The sequence below is a fragment of the Curtobacterium sp. MCLR17_007 genome (assembly GCF_003234655.2).
Lineage (GTDB): Bacteria > Actinomycetota > Actinomycetes > Actinomycetales > Microbacteriaceae > Curtobacterium.
In genome coordinates this window covers 3,313,430-3,330,586 of the sequence record NZ_CP126271.1, presented here as the reverse complement: position 1 = coordinate 3,330,586, position 17,157 = coordinate 3,313,430, and the positions used below count along the sequence as shown (strand labels likewise).

Sequence of the window (17,157 nt, the reverse complement as noted above, 5' to 3'; positions counted from 1 at the left end):
CCTGTCGGGAGACGGGGAAGTGCCCGGACGCCGGTGGTGGGTTGACCGGCGTCCGGGCTCTCGGTGAGGAGTTACTTGATGGAGGCGACCGCGTCAGCGGCCTTCTTGCCGAGGTCGCTCGACAGGGCGGCCGACTTGGCCTCCGAGGCGGCGGCCTTCTGGGCGTCGTCCGAGACCACGTAGGTCAGGTACGACTTGACGAGGTCGGCCTTGGTCGAGTCCTTGTACTCCTGGCACGCGATGGCGTAGGAGACGAGCACGAGCGGCCATGCGCCCTTGGCGGTGTCCTTGCGGTCGATGTCGATCGCGAGGTCGTTGTCCGCGCGGCCGGAGACCGTCTCGGAGTCCGCGACGACCTTGGCAGCACCGTCGGCGCTGATCTCGGTGGCGGTGTCGCCGACCATGAGCTTGGCCTTGGCGAGGTCACCCGCACCCGAGTCGTCGATGTAGGTGATCGCGTTCGAGGCGCCCTGCATGGCCGAGGCCACACCGGAGGTCTTGGCCGCGGCGTCGCCGACCTGGTACGGGAACGTCTGGCTGGGGGCCTCGGTCCACACGTCACCGGCGTTCGCCGACAGGTACTCGGAGAAGTTCTGCGTGGTGCCCGAGTCGTCCGAGCGGTGCACGACCGTGATGTTCGCGTCCGGCAGGTCGACGCCCTTGTTCAGGTCGGCGATCTGCGAGTCGTTCCACTTCGTGATCTTGCCCGAGAAGATGCCCGCGATGGTCTTCGCGTCGAGGCTCAGGTCCTTGACGCCGTCCACCTTGTAGGCGATGGCGATCGGGGAGATGTAGACGGGGATGTCGGTGGCCTTCGAGTCCGCTGCGCAGTTCGCGAACGTGCCCGAGAGCTCCTCGTCGGAGAGTGCTGCGTCCGAGCCGGCGAAGTCCGCCGCGCCGGACATGAAGTTCTTGCGGCCAGCGCCGGAGCCGTCCGGCGAGTAGTTGACCGTGACGCCGGAGGCCATGTCCTGGAAGCCGGTGGCCCAGACGGTCTCGGCGGTCTGCTGTGCGGAGGAGCCCGAGCCGGTCAGGGTGCCGGAGAGCTTCGAGTAGTCGACACCCGAGGCCGAGGCCGACGAGGTGCTGCCCGCGCCGCCTTCGTTCGCCGCGCACGAGGAGAGCACGACCGCGCCGGCGATCGCGATTGCCGCGACCGAGCCGATTCGCTTGATGTTCACAGGGGTCCCTTCGGGAAGTGAGTGCAGGTGGGACCGCTGCTGGTCCCGTGGGTCGGTGCCGACCCGCGAGCGACTGTAGGGACGTGAAGTGACCGGATTGGTCTCGGCCGGTGAACGGAAGGTGAACGAGGGGTTGTCGCGGCGCGGAACCGGCGCGAGGGCGCGGTCGGGGGAGCATGCTCAGGAGCAGCGTGCCTACGGACTGGAGGCTCGGGTCGGCTCGGTCCCGCTGGCGTCTGCCCGGTGGACACCTGGCTCTACGGTGGAGCGGGTGGGGCTTCGGTCAGCCCGAGACCGGGTTGCGGTGGGTCTCGACCGCGACGAGTGCGCCGTCGGCGATGTGCATCACGGCGAAGTCCCCGACCGACAGCATCGCGGCGCGGCGCAGGTCGAACCGGCTGGTGTCCGCAGCGGTGTCGGTGGCGATGCGCGCGACGATGTCCGGCAGCACCGGGCCGTGGGAGCACAGCACCGCGGTCCTGCCCTTCGCCAGCCGCTTGCGGACGACGCCCTTGACGTCGGCCGAGCCCTGGTCGTGGGCGTCCTGGCTGATGTCGGCGGTGCTCGTGACACCGAGTCTGAGCGTGTCGGACAACGGCTCGACCGTCGCCAGGCACCGCGCAGCTCGGCTGCTGATGATCTTGCGCGGACCGTAGGCGGCGACCGGGGCCGCGACGGCCTTGGCCTGGGACCGCCCGACCGCGAGCAACGGGCGGGTGGCGTCCGGCCCGTGCCACTCGGAGCCGGGCGTCGTCTTCGCGTGCCGCAACGCGATGAGCGCGAACGTGTCGTGCTGTCCCTCGGCCACGCGGTCGGCGAAGCGCTCGAGGATCTCGACGTCGCGCGCGTAGGTCAGCCGGGCGCGCGCGTCGTCGATGCTCACCCACTCGATCGCTGCGACCTCGTCGTTCGGCTGGAACCGTCCGGCGCGCTCGTGTTCCTTCGTCGAGACCTTGGCGGCCCAGTAGTGGACGACCTTGTCGCGTCCGTTCGGCAGCACGTACTCGGCGGTGCCGAGCGGCGCGCCGAGGTGGACGCGGTAGCCGGTCTCCTCGTCGATCTCGCGCACGGCAGCGGTGGTGACGGCCTCGCCCGGGTCGACCTTGCCCTTGGGGAACGAGACGTCCTTGTGGTGCTCGCGGTGGATGAGCAGCACGACGGGGATGCCGTCCTGGTGGCGCCAGACGACCGCGCCGGCGGCGACCACGGGCCCCGAGGGTCCGCCCTTCACCGTGCGGAGCGCTTCCGGGACGAGATCTGCCGCATGATGACATTCTGCACGTCCTGCAGAGGGCGTCCGTCCTCGTCGGTCGATCGACGCGTCCACTCGCCGTCGGACTCCAGGTGCCACGAGCTGGTGGACTCGGCCATCGCCAGGTCGAACATCTCGGTGACCTCGTTGACGTGGGCCGGCTCGGACAGGCGCACGAGGGCCTCGACGCGGCGGTCGAGGTTGCGGTGCATCATGTCCGCGCTGCCGATGAACACGAACGGGTCGCCCTCGTTGTGGAACGCGAACGCCCGCGAGTGCTCGAGGTACCGCCCGACCACGCTGCGGACGCGGATGGTCTCGCTGACGCCCTCGATCCCCGGCTTGAGCGAGCAGATCCCGCGCACCCAGATGTCGATCGGCACGCCCGCCTGGCTGGCCAGGTAGAGGGCGTCGATGATCTGCTCGTCGACCATCGAGTTGACCTTGATGCGGATGCCCGACGGCTTGCCGGCGAGTGCGTTGTCCGTCTCGACCTGGATCCGCTTGAGCAGCCCCTTGCGCAGGTGCAGCGGTGCCACGAGCAGGCGCTTGAACTTCTTCTCGATCGCGTAGCCGGACAGTTCGTTGAACAGACGGGTCAGGTCCTTGCCCACGGTGTCGTCGGCGGTGAACAGGCCCATGTCCTCGTAGATGCGGGAGGTCTTGGGGTTGTAGTTGCCCGTGCCGATGTGGCTGTAGTGCTTGAGCGTCCCGCCCTCTTGTCGGATGACGAGCACGAGCTTGGAGTGCGTCTTGAGCCCGACCAGGCCGTAGACCACGTGCACGCCGGCCTTCTCGAGCTTGCGGGCCCAGGTGATGTTGTTCTGCTCGTCGAAGCGCGCCTTGATCTCGACGAGCGCCAGCACCTGCTTGCCCGCGGCCGCGGCGTCGATCAGCGCTTCGACGATGGGGGAGTCCCCCGAGGTGCGGTACAGCGTCTGCTTGATCGCGAGCACGTTCGGGTCGGCGGCCGCCTGTTCCAGGAAGGCCTGCACACTCGTCGCGAAGGACTCGTACGGGTGGTGCACCAGGACGTCCCTGGTCGCGATGGCGCGGAACAGGTCGGGCTTGGTGTTCGGTTCGCCCGGCTGGAACTGCACCGGGGTGGTCGGCACGTGCTTGGGGTAGTGGAGGTCGGGACGGGGGATCTTCGAGATCTCGAACAGGCACGCCAGGTCGAGCGGTGACGGCAGCCGGTAGACCTCTTGCTCGGTGATGTCGAGCTCGCGCACGAGCAGGTCGAGCGTGACCGGGTCCATGTCCTCGGTGATCTCGAGGCGGATGGGCGGGCCGAACCGACGACGGAGCAGTTCGCGTTCGAGGGCCTGGATGAGGTTCTCGGCCTCGTCTTCCTCGATCTCGACGTCCTCGTTGCGGGTGACGCGGAACACGTGGTGCTCGAGCACCTCCATCCCCGGGAACAGGTCGCCCAGGTGGTTGGCGATCAGGTCTTCGAGCGGGATGAAGCGCATGCGCCCGGAGTTGTCGTCCGGCAGCTTGATCAGGCGCGAGAAGTTCTGCGGGACCTTGAGGCGTGCGAACTCCTGGCGCTGCGACTTCGGGTTGCGGACGCGCACCGCCAGGTTCAGTGAGAGCCCGGAGATGTACGGGAACGGGTGGGCCGGGTCGACCGCCAGGGGCATGAGGACCGGGAAGATCTGCTCGGCGAAGTAGTCGCGCATGGTCAGTCGGTCGGCCTCGGCCAGGTCGGACCAGTGCTCGATGTGGATGCCTGCGGCGTCCATGTCCGGCTTGAGCGACCCGATGAACGCCTGGGCGTGCCGGTCCTGCAGCTCGTGCGCCTTGTTGGCGATGTCGCGCAGGACATCGCTGGGGGCGCGTCCGACGTTGGTCGGGACCGCGATGCCGGTGTCGATGCGGCGTTTGAGCCCCGCGACCCGGACCATGAAGAACTCGTCGAGGTTCGAGGCGAAGATCGCCAGGAAGTTGGCGCGTTCGAGGAGGGGCACCGTGCGGTCCTCGCCGAGCTCGAGGACACGCTGGTTGAACCGCAGCCAGCTGATCTCGCGGTCGAAGTACCGGTCCGTCGGCAGCGACTCGTGCTCGATCTCGACGACCTCGTCGAAGTCGTCGAGGTCGTGCGAGACGGATTCGCCGTCGAGCTGCGGTTCGGTGTCCATGCGCACATCCTGCCACCCGGTCCCAGGGGCGGGATCCGGGTCAGCGCTGCCTGTGGAGAACTCCGGCGGGTGACTGCTCCGGGAGGCCGTCGTGTTGGTGCCCCGCCTACAGGGGTAAGGCATCGTCATGATATACGAACGGTGACATCTGAGACGGGAATGTGGGTATGGTGGCGCTGTCAGAGCCTCCGGGGGGATTCCACTGCGCGGGGGTGCAGCTACGAAATGAAAGAGGTTCACCATGTCTCGTGTGCTCTCCACCGAGCAGGCCAAGTCGGCCATCCGCCAGATCCAGTCGATCGTCAACGGTGGTTTCACCGACCAGATCTCGCAGCTCGACGCCCAGGGGCGGATCCTGTCCGACTCCAACGTCTGGGACGGCCCGCTCGCATCGACCTTCCGTGGGTCGACCTGGCCGGAGACCAAGGCCGCCCTCGACAAGGCGAAGACCGAGCTCGAGCAGCTGCGCACGCAGCTCGACAAGATCTCGCAGGACATCTTCACTGCGGGTGGCGGCGCGTAGCCACCGCACCACCGTCCGGACTGCCGCCGTCGCGGCGGTCCGGACATGCCCGGTCCGGGGCGGACCGGGCAGCACGGCCTGACCAGCAGCTTCCTCGGGGGAACGACCATGGCGCAGATCCACGCCAACACCGATGCGATCGAGTTCGACGACGGCACCGCCGACGCGCTCGTCTCCGCGCTCAACGGCGCAGCCGAATCGATCTCGGGCCAGGCGGGATCACGGCGGTCGTACGTGACCACCGCGTCGCAGGAGTTCCGGGGGCACTTCTCGCAGCGCTTCGCCGAGAACGCCACGACGGCCACCGGCGACGCGAAGGACATCGCCGCAGCGCTCCGGACCGTCGCGGGGTGGGTCGGGACGATGAAGACCGCCGCCGCGACCGAGCGGGCCAACCGCAAGAAGGCGCGCGAGTGGCAGGCGCGCGAGGACGACCGCAACGGCGTGCAGGACTTCTTGAACGACACCTTCCACTACGATCCGATGCCACAGGTCGAGAACACGAAGCCGCCGTCGTTCCCCGCCCCGCCGGTCTCCGCGAGGCCGCGGCAGACGCCGAACCCGGGTGCCGGTGGTGGCGGGGGCGGCGGCACGTCGTCTGCCCGCCCGTCGGACCTGCGTTCGTTCGCCACGGGATCCGCTGCGTTGAACCAGGCCCTCGACGGCAAGCCCGGCCAGGTGTCGGGCAAGCTCGCCGACTTCGCGTCGAAGTGCTCCTGGGCGCACATCGACGCCGACGGCGTGGTCACGGCGTTCCGCCAGTGGCTCGCCGCGAACGAGCAGGACGTCACCTGGGCGAACACGATCGCCGACGCCTTCGCCGCTGCCGGTGGTGACGGTGCGGTCTCCACGGTCGCGGACTCGGCGCTCGCCGCTGCGCTGCAGGCTGCGGGTGTGAGTGCCTCCCGGTCCGACGTGCAGATCGACCCGCCGACCGCGTACGGCGCCCAGCCGACCACGGGCTTCTCGATGGACCCGGTGAACACCACGACGGGCAACTTCCTCGAGCCGGAGACCGACCTCGCCTTCGCGGGTGCGTCGGCGTCGCTCCAGGTCACCCGCATGTACAACTCGCTCGACGACCACGTCGGGGTGTTCGGTCCCGGGTGGTCCTCGGTCCTCGAGACCCGCCTGCTCCTGGACGACGAGGGCGCTTCGTTCGTCGGGGCCGACGGTCGTCAGGTCCGCTTCCCCCGCGAGGGTGCGGGATGGGCGCGCGGTGTCGGCGAGAACCGCTGGCTCGCGGTCGAGGGCGACTTGCTCGTGGTCCGCGACAACGACGGCGGACGCATCGAGTTCAGCCCGTCGGGCGTGTGGCTCGGCCAGCGTGGCGGCCCCGGCACCGCGGTCACGGTGCGGCGCGACGCCGACGGGCTCGTCACGGGCCTGGTGCACGAGCGCGGTCGGTCGGTCGACATCGACCATGTCGACGGCCGCGTCGTGGTGCTGCGTGGCTCCGACGGCCGACGGGTGGAGTACGCCTACGACGACCGTGGCCGGCTGGTGTCGGTGACCGACGCGGTCGGGACCCGCACCTACGGCTGGAACGACGACGACCTGGTCGTCACCGTCACCTCGGCCGCAGGGGTCGTCGAGGTCGACAACACGTACGACGCCCAGCGCCGCGTCACCCAGCAGATCAGTCCGCACGGGCGCACGGTGCGGTTCGCCTACCTGCCCGGACGGGTCACCGTGGTGTCCGACCCGGACGGCTCCCGTTCGAACTCCTACATCGCTGATGCCAAGGGCCGTCTGGTGGGCATCGTCGACTCGGACGACCACCGCCAGTCGATGAGCTACGACCCGCACGGCAACCTGGTGTCGGTGACCGAGCGTGACGGCTCGGTGACGGTCCACGCCTTCGACGAGCGCGGCCGGAAGACCCGCACGGTCACCCCCTCCGGTGGCGACCTCACCTACGGGTACGACGACCAGGACCGCGTGACGACGGTGGTGACCGAGTCAGGCTCGGTCGTCGGCTACGAGTACCTCGGCGACGACCGGGATCCGTCCGTGGTCATCGACCCGGTCGGCGGCCGAACGGAGCTGGCCTGGGACGCCGGGCTGCTCAAGCGCGTGGTGGACCCGACCGGCGTGACGATCACGCTCGAGCACGACGCGTTCGGCGAGCTCGTGTCGACGACGAACGCGGTCGGTGACACCGCGCGGATCGAGGTCGATGCCGCGGGTCGCCCGGTCGCCGGGGTCAGCCCGTCGGGTGCCCGCACCGAGTACCGCTACGACGCGGCAGGCCTGCTCATCGCCCGACAGGATCCAGACGGCGCGGTGTGGCGGTTCGAGCACACCGAGGGTGGTCGGACCAGCGCGGTCATCGACCCGCTCGGTGCGCGCACCGAGTACACCTGGTCAGCCGACGGCGAACTGCACACCGTGACCGACCCGCTGGGTCGCACCACGACGCAGACGTACGACGACCAGGCCGAGCTGGCGCGGCTCGAGGTGCCGGGTGGTGCGGTCTGGACGTTCGCGCACGACGGGTTGTCGCGCCTCCTGGCCGTCAGCGACCCCACCGGCGCGACCTGGCGGCGTGAGTACGACGTCAACGGCGGCCTGTCCGCGACCATCGACCCCACCGGCGTCCGTCAGGAGATCGCGACGGACGTGCCGACGGGCGTCGCGACACTGCGTGACGCGTTCACCGCGGCCACGGTGCGCTTCGACGCGTACGGGCGCCTGGTCGAGTCCACCTCGGACGAGTCCGGCTCGGAACTCATCACCTACGACGCGGCCGGGCGGCCCGTCGAGCTCGTCGACGGCGAGGGCGGGCTCACACGACTGGAACGTGACCTGGCCGGTCGGGTCGTCGCGATCGTGTCGCCCTCCGGTGCGCGCAGCACCTACGAGTACGACGCCTGCGGGCGACCGTGTGCCGCCACCGACGCGGCGGGGGCGCGCACCACGTTGGCGTACGACGCCGACTCACGCGTCGTCCAGCGGACGCTGCCCACCGGCGAGGTGGAAGCGGTCACCTACGACGCTGTCGGTCGCGTCGTGACGCAGTCCAGCCCCGGCTCCGGCACGGCGCGGTTCCGGTACGACCTCGCCGGCAGGCTGGTCTCCAGTCAGGACGTCCGCTTCGGTCGGCGCCGGTTCCGGTACGACGTCGCCGGCCAGCTCACCGAGGCCGTCAACGGCGTCGGCGGGGTCACCGCGTTCGCGTACGACGAGCGCAGTCGCTTGACCACCATCACTGACGCCGCCGGCGGTGTCACGCGGCGTGTGTACGACGACGCCGACCGGCTCGTCGCCGTCACGGACGCGCTCGGGCGGACCACGTCCGCCGCCTACGACGCGGCCGGACGGCAGACCAGCCAGACCGATCCGGACGGCCACACCACCACGTGGACGTTCGACGACGCCGGTCGGCAGCACCAGGTCCTGGTCGACGGCGTGCCGCAGTCCGAGATCCGCCGCGCCGCGTTCGACCGCACCCTGGTGGTCACCGACCACACTCGTGGCGCCGGACGTGCCGTCGAGCACGAGCTGCGGTACGACCGTCGGGGACTGCTGGTCCGTCGTTCGCGCGGTGACCAGTCACTCGGGTGGGAGTACGACGCCGACGGCAACCGGACGGCTCGTGTCGACCCCTCGGGAGCGCGGACGATCTACCGTCGCGATGCTGCTGGCCGCGTGGTCGGTGTCGAGCGCGACGGGCTCGGTGCGGGCACGTTCGCCTACGACGCGTCTGGCCGCATCGTGCAGTCCGCCACGGGTGATGTCGTGCAGTCGTGGTCGTACCACAACGGTGTGCTCGTCGCGCTCACGGCGACCACGCCCGACGGCGCCTCCACCACCACGATCGACCGCGATGCCGACGGTCGCATCAAGGCGGTCGACGCTCCGTCCGGTCGGGTGCCCTACGAGTACGACGCTGCCGGGCAGCTCGTGCGTGCGGGTGCGTCCACGTGGGAGTACGACGGCGGTGGACGACTGGTGCGCGAGGTCGTCGACGGCGTCAAGACCACCCACGAGTACGACGCCGCCGGGCAGCTGGTCGCGAGTGTGCGTGATGGCGGCCGCACGGAGTACGTGCACGACGGACTCGGGCGCCGTGTCCGTCGGACGGCTGCCGACGGTTCGACCACGGAGTACGCGTGGTCGGCGCTCGGGTACCTGTCGGCGATCGCCGACCGTGACGATGCGTACGCCGAGGTGGGCCGCCTGGATGTCTGGGCCGATGCGCTCGGAGAGTTGGCCGAGGTCGGTGGCGTGTCGACGTGGTTCGATTCCGCGTCCACCGTGCCAGCGTTGGTGGAGGTCGGCGGGACGTCGTTGCTGGACCTGCCCGGCGGTGTGCTCGCGATCGGTGATGCCTGGACGCAGCCCGGGTGGCGGAGTGCTCGGGCGACCGATGCTGCCGACCCGTGGGCTGTGCTGGCCGCGGCGAACGACCTCAGGCTGCCGTCGGGTGTTGCGCTGACCGGTACTGGTGGGCTGTCTGTCGGTGGGTTGGAGTGGCTCGGGGCGCGTGTGTACGACCCGGCGGCTCGAGGATTCCTGTCAGTGGACCCGCTCGCGCCGATCGTGGGCGCGGCGTGGGCGGGCAACCCGTACTCGTACGCGGGGAACGACCCGCTGCAGGCGCTCGACCCGCTGGGGTTGCGGCCGGCGACGGACAAAGACCTGCAGGCGTACCGGGACGCGCATCAGAGTGTGCTGTCGCGCGCCGGTCAGTGGGTCGGCGACCATAAAGATGAGATCATCGCGACGCTTGCGATCACTGCGGGAGTCGGACTGACGATCCTCGCGATGGCCACGCCGCTCGGGCCTCTGGCTGCCGTTGCTGTCATGGCGGGCTCTGGCGCTTTGCTCTCGGGTGGAATTTCCGTGGCCACGCAGAAGGCGAAAGACGGAAAAGTCGACTGGCGTCAAGCTGGTTTGGACGCAGCGATCGGTGGACTGTCTGGTGCGTTCGGAGGCGCGGCATCCTTCGGGATCTCAAAGGCCCTTCCAGCGTTAGGCAAGGTCGCCCAGGCGTCTATCTCTAGTGGGCTACAGAACGGCTTTGCAAATACCGTTGACTACGGTGCGAAGTCTGAAGGAAGGGGAAGCGTCGGCGGCTACGTGGGCTCTGCTCTCACTGGGACAGCGACCGGAGCTGCGTTTAGTGCCGGTTCAGGGACGCTCGTGCCGAAGTTGGCGTCAAAGGTCATCCAACTACTTGACATTCAGGCAGTAGCCTCGACGGGGCGCCGTGCGCTCACTGCCGCTTCGGCAGTCGCGCCGAATATCTCAGCGTGGCAGTCGGGAATCAGTAGCGTGGTTGACCATGTAGCTGGGGGTCTGCAAGCCGGCGTGAATGAGTGGGTCAGGCCTGGGCATGACACCAGTGCGGAGAATATACGCGGTACCATCATAAACGGTATGATTGGTGGCGCGCAGGGGCCTGAGGTACGTGATTTGACATCACGGCATTCAACTAGGGCAAGCTATTGAACAAGATGTTCCGTGACAAACAACAACTCGGGCTCGAGAACGCGCGACAGAAAAAGGTCTTCCGCAACAGAGTGGTAGCGATAATCATCCTTCTACTGGTTGTTGTTGCGCCAGTCGCGATCCTCGTTGGCGGTCCGACCCTGTTGATTGCTTACGACAAGGCACACATCATACGAATAGAATGCAAGGTCTCCGGTGCGGAAGCATCGCTCGGTTCGACGCGTTCCGGGAAGGGCATCGGGAGTACCGCCAATCAGGTTTTCATTGATTCAAGTTGTGGAGAACTGCTTCTCGAGCGAGGCGTGACTGCAAGCAACCAGAATAAGATTGCGCACAGTTTCAGAGCGGGCGAGCGGTATGAATTTGAGATTGGGAGCGCGTCCTACAGTTTGCGGGAATTCTTGCGGGCTGTGCACATTGCCCGAGTTGTCTACGGCTACGAATCAACGCAATGAGCGAAATTCGTGAATTCTATCAACGCCCGTCGAGGGGACAGGGGTAACAGGGCCGAAGGGCGCACTAACTGCTCGATGAAGGTGTGTTCGTCAGTGGTCGGCGCTCGCGTATCTGTCGGCGATCGTGGACCGTGACGATGCGTACGCCGAGGTGGGCCGCCTGGATGTCAGAGGTTCACCATGTCTCGTGTGCTCTCCACCGAGCAGGCCAAGTCGGCCATCCGCCAGATCCAGTCGATCGTCAACGGTGGGTTCACCGACCAGATCTCGCAGCTCGACGCCCAGGGGCGGATCCTGTCCGACTCCAACGTCTGGGACGGCCCGCTCGCATCGACCTTCCGTGGGTCGACCTGGCCGGAGACCAAGGCCGCCCTCGACAAGGCGAAGACCGAGCTCGAGCAGCTGCGCACGCAGCTCGACAAGATCTCGCAGGACATCTTCACCGCAGGTGGCGGCGCGTAGCCACCGCACCACCGTCCGGACTGCCGCCGTCGCGGCAGTCCGGGCGTTCCCGCCGCCGTGTCACGGCAGCGCCATCCGCGTCATCGTGCACACGACGGCGGCGGCGTGCCTGACGACACGATCCAGCTACATCTGCAGCGCACCGTGTCGGGCACTGAGCGTCAGTCAGCGGTCGACGACCGACCTGTCGGATCGGATTCCCCCCCATCCTGGTATGCAGGATATCGGCTAAGTGCCGTTCTGCCAAACCGCCCGGACAGCGGATATTCGCGAGCGCCCGAGAACGTGACCCGCGCGCCGACAGTGGCGGCCTGCCGGACCCGAGCCGGTCCTCCAGGCCGAGCGGCAGTGACCCGCCTGCTCAGGCCGGCGGCCCGCCAGCCGCGTCCGCTGTCGACGGCAGCCCGTGGACCCATCCCCGGAACGACTCGAGCTCGCCACCCTGCAACACCACAGCGGGCCGGGGCAGATCGCCCACCAGCAGCGCCAGTGCGTTCGCAGGGACACCTGCGAGCGCGGTGGCAGCCGGCGAGCCGGGTGAAGCGCACGCTGGTGAGCAGAGGTATGCCTCGGGCGTCCAGATGGACTCGGCGATCGCAAGCTTGCCTCGCAAGACCGCTTGGGCATCCTGCAGGTGGAGCGCCAACGCGCCGTCAGCCGTCCGGATCCGCACCACGGGCTGCGGTCGGCCGCGAACCACGACGAGCATCGTCCAGTCGGCGGACATGCCCGTTCCATGCCACTCCGGCACGGAGTTCCCGGACGGGCCTGTCGGAGCGGGTGCTGTGTGCTGCGGTTCCACGACCCGCTCGGCCAGGAACTGCTCGAACTCGTCGTACCCGCGGGCCAGTCCCATGACGGTGAACAACCGCCGGCCGTCCGCGTCGCGCGCGTCGAGCCCGCCGTAGGCGTTCGCGAGGGGCCGGATCGCAGCGATGGAGGTCAGCGGGATGGTGCGCTCCTGGCGGAAGCCGCGCCGGACGGTGAGCGCATCGGGCGACGTGACGATCCGGCCCCGGCGCAGCGCGGAGGCCAGCAGCAGGGCCCCGCAACCGGCCAGCAGGATCGCGATCGCCGCGATGGTCGGTGCCGGGCTGTCCAACTCGCCCGCACCGGCGATGCTGACCAGGGAGAGGAGCGCCCCGACCAGGACGAAAGCGATCCCGAGCACCCGCCAGACGACCCATTGCCACGTGCGGAAGCGGACCTCCATGTGCGTGGGGTCGGGTCTGCTGATCGGATCCCGCTCCGCGCGGCGGCGGTCGTTCCGCCGGACGGTCGCGCTGACGGTGAGCGGGATCAGGAAGGCGGCGAGGAAGGCCACGCTCACCGAGAAGAAGGTGGTCCACATGTCGGTCGTTCCCCCCAAGATCGGACAACCATCCCCATGTCGTATGGATGTCGTGTGCAACGTATCAGAGTGCGCTACCGTCGGATCAGGGCCCGAATGGTGGGGGAATCCACGGGCCGTCCGGAGCGGTCCCAGCGTTGTTCCGACAACCAGCATCGACGGGGTCGTCCATTCTCTCGGGGGGAAAGAACGTGGTCATCAAGCGTGCCGGCACGACTGGCGAACGACAGGTCGCACGCCGTGTCCTTGGGGCAGCGGCACTGACCGGTGCCGCCGCTCTGGTGCTCGCCGGTTGTACTGCCGGCGCCGAGCCCGTCAAGGACCCGTCGCGTGTGCTGCAGACGGTCGACACCCGGCTCGCGGCGGACGGCGCGGTCCGGTCGATCCAGGGCACCGCCATCTCCGTCTCCGGCACGGACTCGTCCAGCGCCACCACCGATCACGACCCGGCGAAGGCCACGAGCGACCTGCCGCTCCGCGTCACCACGCAGTACACGACGTCGAAGACGACGGGCAGTGACCTGGCGGACCTCGACGGCTACTCCGGCCGCGTCGAGATCGACCTGACGATCGAGAACCTGACGGTCCGGTCGAAGAACCTGACGTACGACGTCGCGGGCTCCTCGCGGACGACGCCGGCACTGGTCGGTGCCCCGTTCAGCATCGCGGCGTCGACGGTGTTGACCGGTACCGCCGCGAACCGGATCGTGACCGACAGCGCCGATGCCGACGGCACGGCGACGGACGGCGTGGTGAGCACGAACGCCGACGGCGATGCGGTCGTGCAGTGGGGGCGGTTGCTGGCACCGCCGACCTCGGGCGCGAGCAGCACGCTGCACCTGGTGGCGGACGTCAAGGACTTCGCGGCACCGACCGTGGACATCGCGGCGCAGCCCGGCATCACGACGGACCTGTCCTCCGCTGGCGTGATGAACGGTGCGTTCGGGTCCGACACGGACTCCGAGCTGGCGCTGCAGCGGCGCACGATCGACCTGATCGCGCAGGTGAACGAGGTGCTCGCCCGTGCGGGCGGCACCATCACCGAGGTCCGGTCGAACCTCGAGTCGACGTCCGAGACCCTCGGCGTGCAGACGGCGCAACGCCTGCAGCAGAGCAGCACGGCGCTGGCGGGCACGATGCAGTCGCTCACCGGCGAGCTCGGCTCGTTGCAGAGCGACCTCGGTGCGACGGCGAAGGCCACGCAGTCGACCGTCCTGCAGCAGCTCCAGCAGACGACGACCAGCCTCGACGCGCTGCTCGGGGGCACCTCGGCCACGGCTCCGCCCGTCACGCTGGACGGCACGGGTTGTGCGGCGACGCCGACGATGCCGACCACGGGCTCGAGCGTGTACGGCAACCTGCTGCGGGTGTCGGCACAGCTGAACGGGTACGCCGACGCGAGTGAAGCCTGCAAGCAGCAGGTCAGCATGCAGCTGGCCTCCGCCGTCGGTCCGACCGACCCGGGCACGACGACGTGCGCGGTCCCCGCCAACCAGGACTCGCTGACCTGCGCGCTGTTCGCGTCCTCGTCCGCCGTGGCGACGTCGCTGATCGGCCTCGTCGCGACGGGCCAGGCGCTCGCCGACCAGCTCGATCCGGAGCTGGCGGACAAGGCGATCGAGCAGTCGGACGCGCTCAACGGCACGCTCGGGCAGCTGGCCACGTCGCTCGACGGCCTGGGCAGCGACGGCGACGGCACGGTCGGACGGACGCTCGACGCGCTCGACACCGCAGTGACGCAGGCGAAGCAGGACCTCGGCCCGCTCCGGGAGTCGCTGCGCACCGTGAACCGCCAGGCAGCCTCGGCGCGATCCGAGCTCGGCACGGCCGGTGACCGGTTCCTGAGCACGTCGATGCAGGCACAGAACGGCGCCGTCGCCGACCAGCTCTGCCTGCTGGCAGCCGCCGGACAGCTCACCCCCGACCAAGCGGCGTCACTGCGCGGCTCCCTCACGGCGACTCCGTGCGCCGGTGCTCCCGACGGCACGACGCTCCAGCCGGGCCTGGGCTTCACCACCCCGATGGACGAGCGGCTCACGGCGCAGTCCGACGCCTGGGACGCCGTGGTCGCAGCCACCGCCACCGACTCCTCGACCGGTGTCGGCGGTGCGGTCGCGACGCTCGCCGCGCATCTGGACGCGGTTGCCGGCGCGGTCGCCGACGTCCGGGCGGCGATCAGCAACGACGACGGCACGATCAGCGGCAAGGTCGAAGAGCTGCACGACCTGGTCACGCAGGCGGATGGTCAGAGCGACACGGTGCACACGCTGCTCGTCGCCGTGAGCGACCAGCAGCAAACGCTGCAGGCAGCGGTCACGAAGGCGTTCCAAGACGCCTCGGACGACTCCGCCGAGCAGGTGCAGGGCATCATCGGCCAGCAGGTCCGCAAGGTCAGCGACACCGCCACGGGCAGTCGGGACGCCGTGGTCAAGGCCTTCGACGCGTCCATCTCCGGCCTCCGCTCCACCTCGGGTCAGGTGACGGCGGACTCGAAGGGCACGATCGACAAGCAGAAGGGCACGCTGCAGCAGGAGAGCGGCGCGCTGTCGAGCGCTGTCGACGCGCAGACGGCGTCGAGCCTGCAGCGCATCGACGCGAGCACGAGCGCGTCCACCCGCGACGTTGACGGCGCGCGGACCCTGCTGACCGGTGACCTCAACCGCGTGATGCTCGACCTGGGCGACCGCAAGGTCAACGGCTCCGGCATCCTCGGCGCGATGGCGACGAGTGCGGCGAAGTCCGACTCCGCTGACTACCAGCTCGCCCTCGCGTCGCAGAACGCCGCCGGCTACGCCAACGTCCGTGCCGAAGACGTGGCAGGCATCCTGCTCCAGCAGCAGCAGCTCCGGGCGTCGTTGGACGCCGCCACGAAGCTGCCGGCGTTCGCCCTCGACCTGCCATCGGGCGCCACGTCGACCACCCTGTACACGTTCCGCATCGGGGGCGCACGATGACCGCCGACACGCAGGGAGACCAGGACGGCCAGGAGGCCCGGCACGGCTCCCGACGTCGGCTCCTGTTCATCGGACTGGCCGTCCTGCTGGTCGCCGCGGTCGTCGCGGCGGTGCTGACGTTCCGCGCGCTGTCGGCCGAGCCGGCCGAGGCCGTCCCGGCCACGATCCCCGTCCCGGTGACCGTCGAGCACGTGCCGGCTCGGACGGCGATCGGGGTCGTGGTCACCCTTGGCGACGGTGAGGGGTCGGAGTGGAACCAGGCCGCCCAGGGCGCGGTCGTCGCGCAGCGTCGCCTGCAGCTCGGCGGCACCCGCGTGCAGCTCGTCACCCGGAACGACAGCGGGACCACCGCGGGTGCACGTGCGGCCGTGCAGGACCTCGTCCGTCAGGGTGTCGCCGGCATCGTCGTCGCGTCCTCGGGTGCGCACGTGGTTGCATCGACCGAGGCCGCATCGGACGCCGGTGTCCCGGTCGTGCTGCCGTACGCCGAGCACACCGACGACGCGTGGTCGACGGCGCCGTCGGTGCAGTCCCTCGCGACCGCGATGCAGCGGGCGCTCGGCGGAGCCGACTCGCCCCTGCTGGTCGACCTCGGCGGGGAAGCGCCGACCGGCCTGCGCGTCGCGCACGTCCTCTCCGCGGGCGCCACCGACCTGACGGTCCTCGCCACGACGGTGGCCGAGCGGACCGGTGTTGCCCAGCCCTCCGCGGACGCCACCACCGGCGACCCGACCGACGGCGCGACGGCAGTCGACTCGGACGCGGTCGTCGTCAGTGGCACTGCTGCGCGTCAGGGGGCGTTCGTCGCGGCCCTCCAGGCGGCCGACGTGACCGTCCCGGTGGTGCTCACCTCGGATGCGACGAGCCCGGCGTTCGGCGCGGCACTCACCACTGCCGGCGGCAGCGTCTCCGGGACGTTCCGGACCGCCGGAGTCGCGACCGATGACGCGACGGCGCTCGACGGGGACGCCGCAGGGCGTGCCATGTCCGCGTTCCTCGGGGCGGTCCGTGTCGGGGCGAAGGACCTGGATGCGGAGAACCTCACAGGTGACCAGCCGTTCTCGGCGGTGGCCGCCGGAGCCGACTCGCGCAGTCACGACGCTGTGATCGCTCTGGTACACGCCGTCGGTACCGCGCGGAGCACCGCTCCCGAGACCGTGACCGACGCCCTCGCATCGGCACCGCTGGACGCCGACGACGGCCTCGCCGGTCCGGCACTGGACTTCGGAGACCCGCAGGCACTCGGGGCCCGGGCGACCGTCCTGGCCTCGTCGGCGCAGGCCCTCGGGCTCCGGCCCGCAGCGGCCTCGACGTCGACGTTGGTGTGGTTCCCGGACACGTCGGGCACGGACACGTCGGGCACGACGGGTCGCTGACCCGA

Annotated in this window: 10 protein-coding genes; 6 read left to right on the top strand and 4 right to left on the bottom strand. The window is 69.5% G+C overall.

Translation table 11 applies throughout. From position 1 onward, the window contains the following. Window positions 1-71: 71 nt before the first annotated feature. The 3 genes from DEJ13_RS15700 to DEJ13_RS15690 form a co-directional block, all read right to left on the bottom strand. Entirely contained in the window at window positions 72-1,181 is a 1,110-nt protein-coding gene (locus DEJ13_RS15700) for a phosphate ABC transporter substrate-binding protein PstS (protein WP_111106385.1), read from the bottom strand. 283 nt (window positions 1,182-1,464) lie between these two features. Next, window positions 1,465-2,388 (bottom strand): NUDIX hydrolase, encoded by a 924-nt coding sequence (locus tag DEJ13_RS15695; protein ID WP_235515419.1) that lies wholly within the window; start codon window positions 2,386-2,388, stop codon window positions 1,465-1,467. 20 nt (window positions 2,389-2,408) lie between these two features. Beyond that, a complete protein-coding gene (locus DEJ13_RS15690; protein WP_111106386.1) occupies window positions 2,409-4,574 on the bottom strand; it encodes an RNA degradosome polyphosphate kinase in 2,166 nt (721 codons plus the stop codon). A gap of 241 nt (window positions 4,575-4,815) precedes the next feature. On the opposite strand from DEJ13_RS15690, the gene DEJ13_RS15685 reads away from it, so the two are divergent. The 4 genes from DEJ13_RS15685 (at window position 4,816) to DEJ13_RS15670 (ending at window position 11,471) form a co-directional block, all read left to right on the top strand. Continuing rightward, on the top strand, window positions 4,816-5,097 hold the full coding sequence (locus tag DEJ13_RS15685; RefSeq protein ID WP_058740961.1) for a hypothetical protein: 282 nt from the start codon (window positions 4,816-4,818) through the stop codon (window positions 5,095-5,097). A gap of 108 nt (window positions 5,098-5,205) precedes the next feature. Then, entirely contained in the window at window positions 5,206-10,554 is a 5,349-nt protein-coding gene (locus DEJ13_RS15680; RefSeq protein WP_146245192.1) for a DUF6531 domain-containing protein, read from the top strand. Beyond that, entirely contained in the window at window positions 10,551-11,009 is a 459-nt protein-coding gene (locus DEJ13_RS15675) for a hypothetical protein (protein WP_146245193.1), read from the top strand. Before DEJ13_RS15680 ends, DEJ13_RS15675 begins: the two co-directional genes overlap by 4 nt. Before the next feature lie 180 nt (window positions 11,010-11,189). After that, window positions 11,190-11,471: a hypothetical protein gene (locus tag DEJ13_RS15670; RefSeq protein ID WP_058740961.1), complete on the top strand. Its 282-nt coding sequence runs from the start codon at window positions 11,190-11,192 to the stop codon at window positions 11,469-11,471. Between the two features lie 361 nt (window positions 11,472-11,832). On the opposite strand, the gene DEJ13_RS15665 is transcribed toward DEJ13_RS15670, so the two are convergent. Continuing rightward, entirely contained in the window at window positions 11,833-12,882 is a 1,050-nt protein-coding gene (locus tag DEJ13_RS15665) for a hypothetical protein (RefSeq protein WP_284158107.1), read from the bottom strand. A 131-nt stretch (window positions 12,883-13,013) separates the two neighbouring features. Between DEJ13_RS15665 and DEJ13_RS15660 the strand changes: the two genes are divergently transcribed. Beyond that, window positions 13,014-15,776, top strand: coding sequence for a hypothetical protein (locus tag DEJ13_RS15660; protein WP_111106389.1), 2,763 nt, complete (start codon window positions 13,014-13,016; stop codon window positions 15,774-15,776). After that, on the top strand, window positions 15,773-17,152 hold the full coding sequence (locus DEJ13_RS15655; RefSeq protein WP_111106390.1) for a type 1 periplasmic-binding domain-containing protein: 1,380 nt from the start codon (window positions 15,773-15,775) through the stop codon (window positions 17,150-17,152). Before DEJ13_RS15660 ends, DEJ13_RS15655 begins: the two co-directional genes overlap by 4 nt. Window positions 17,153-17,157: the final 5 nt, after the last annotated feature.

What these genes read in the sequence shown, in the direction of transcription:
- DEJ13_RS15690 (WP_111106386.1), bottom strand. Translation starts at nt 4,574, where the DNA reads ATGGACACCGAACCGCAGCTCGACGGCGAATCCGTCTCGCACGACCTC.
- DEJ13_RS15685 (WP_058740961.1), top strand. Translation starts at nt 4,816, where the DNA reads ATGTCTCGTGTGCTCTCCACCGAGCAGGCCAAGTCGGCCATCCGCCAG.
- DEJ13_RS15680 (WP_146245192.1), top strand. Translation starts at nt 5,206, where the DNA reads ATGGCGCAGATCCACGCCAACACCGATGCGATCGAGTTCGACGACGGC.
- DEJ13_RS15670 (WP_058740961.1), top strand. Translation starts at nt 11,190, where the DNA reads ATGTCTCGTGTGCTCTCCACCGAGCAGGCCAAGTCGGCCATCCGCCAG.
- DEJ13_RS15655 (WP_111106390.1), top strand. Translation starts at nt 15,773, where the DNA reads ATGACCGCCGACACGCAGGGAGACCAGGACGGCCAGGAGGCCCGGCAC.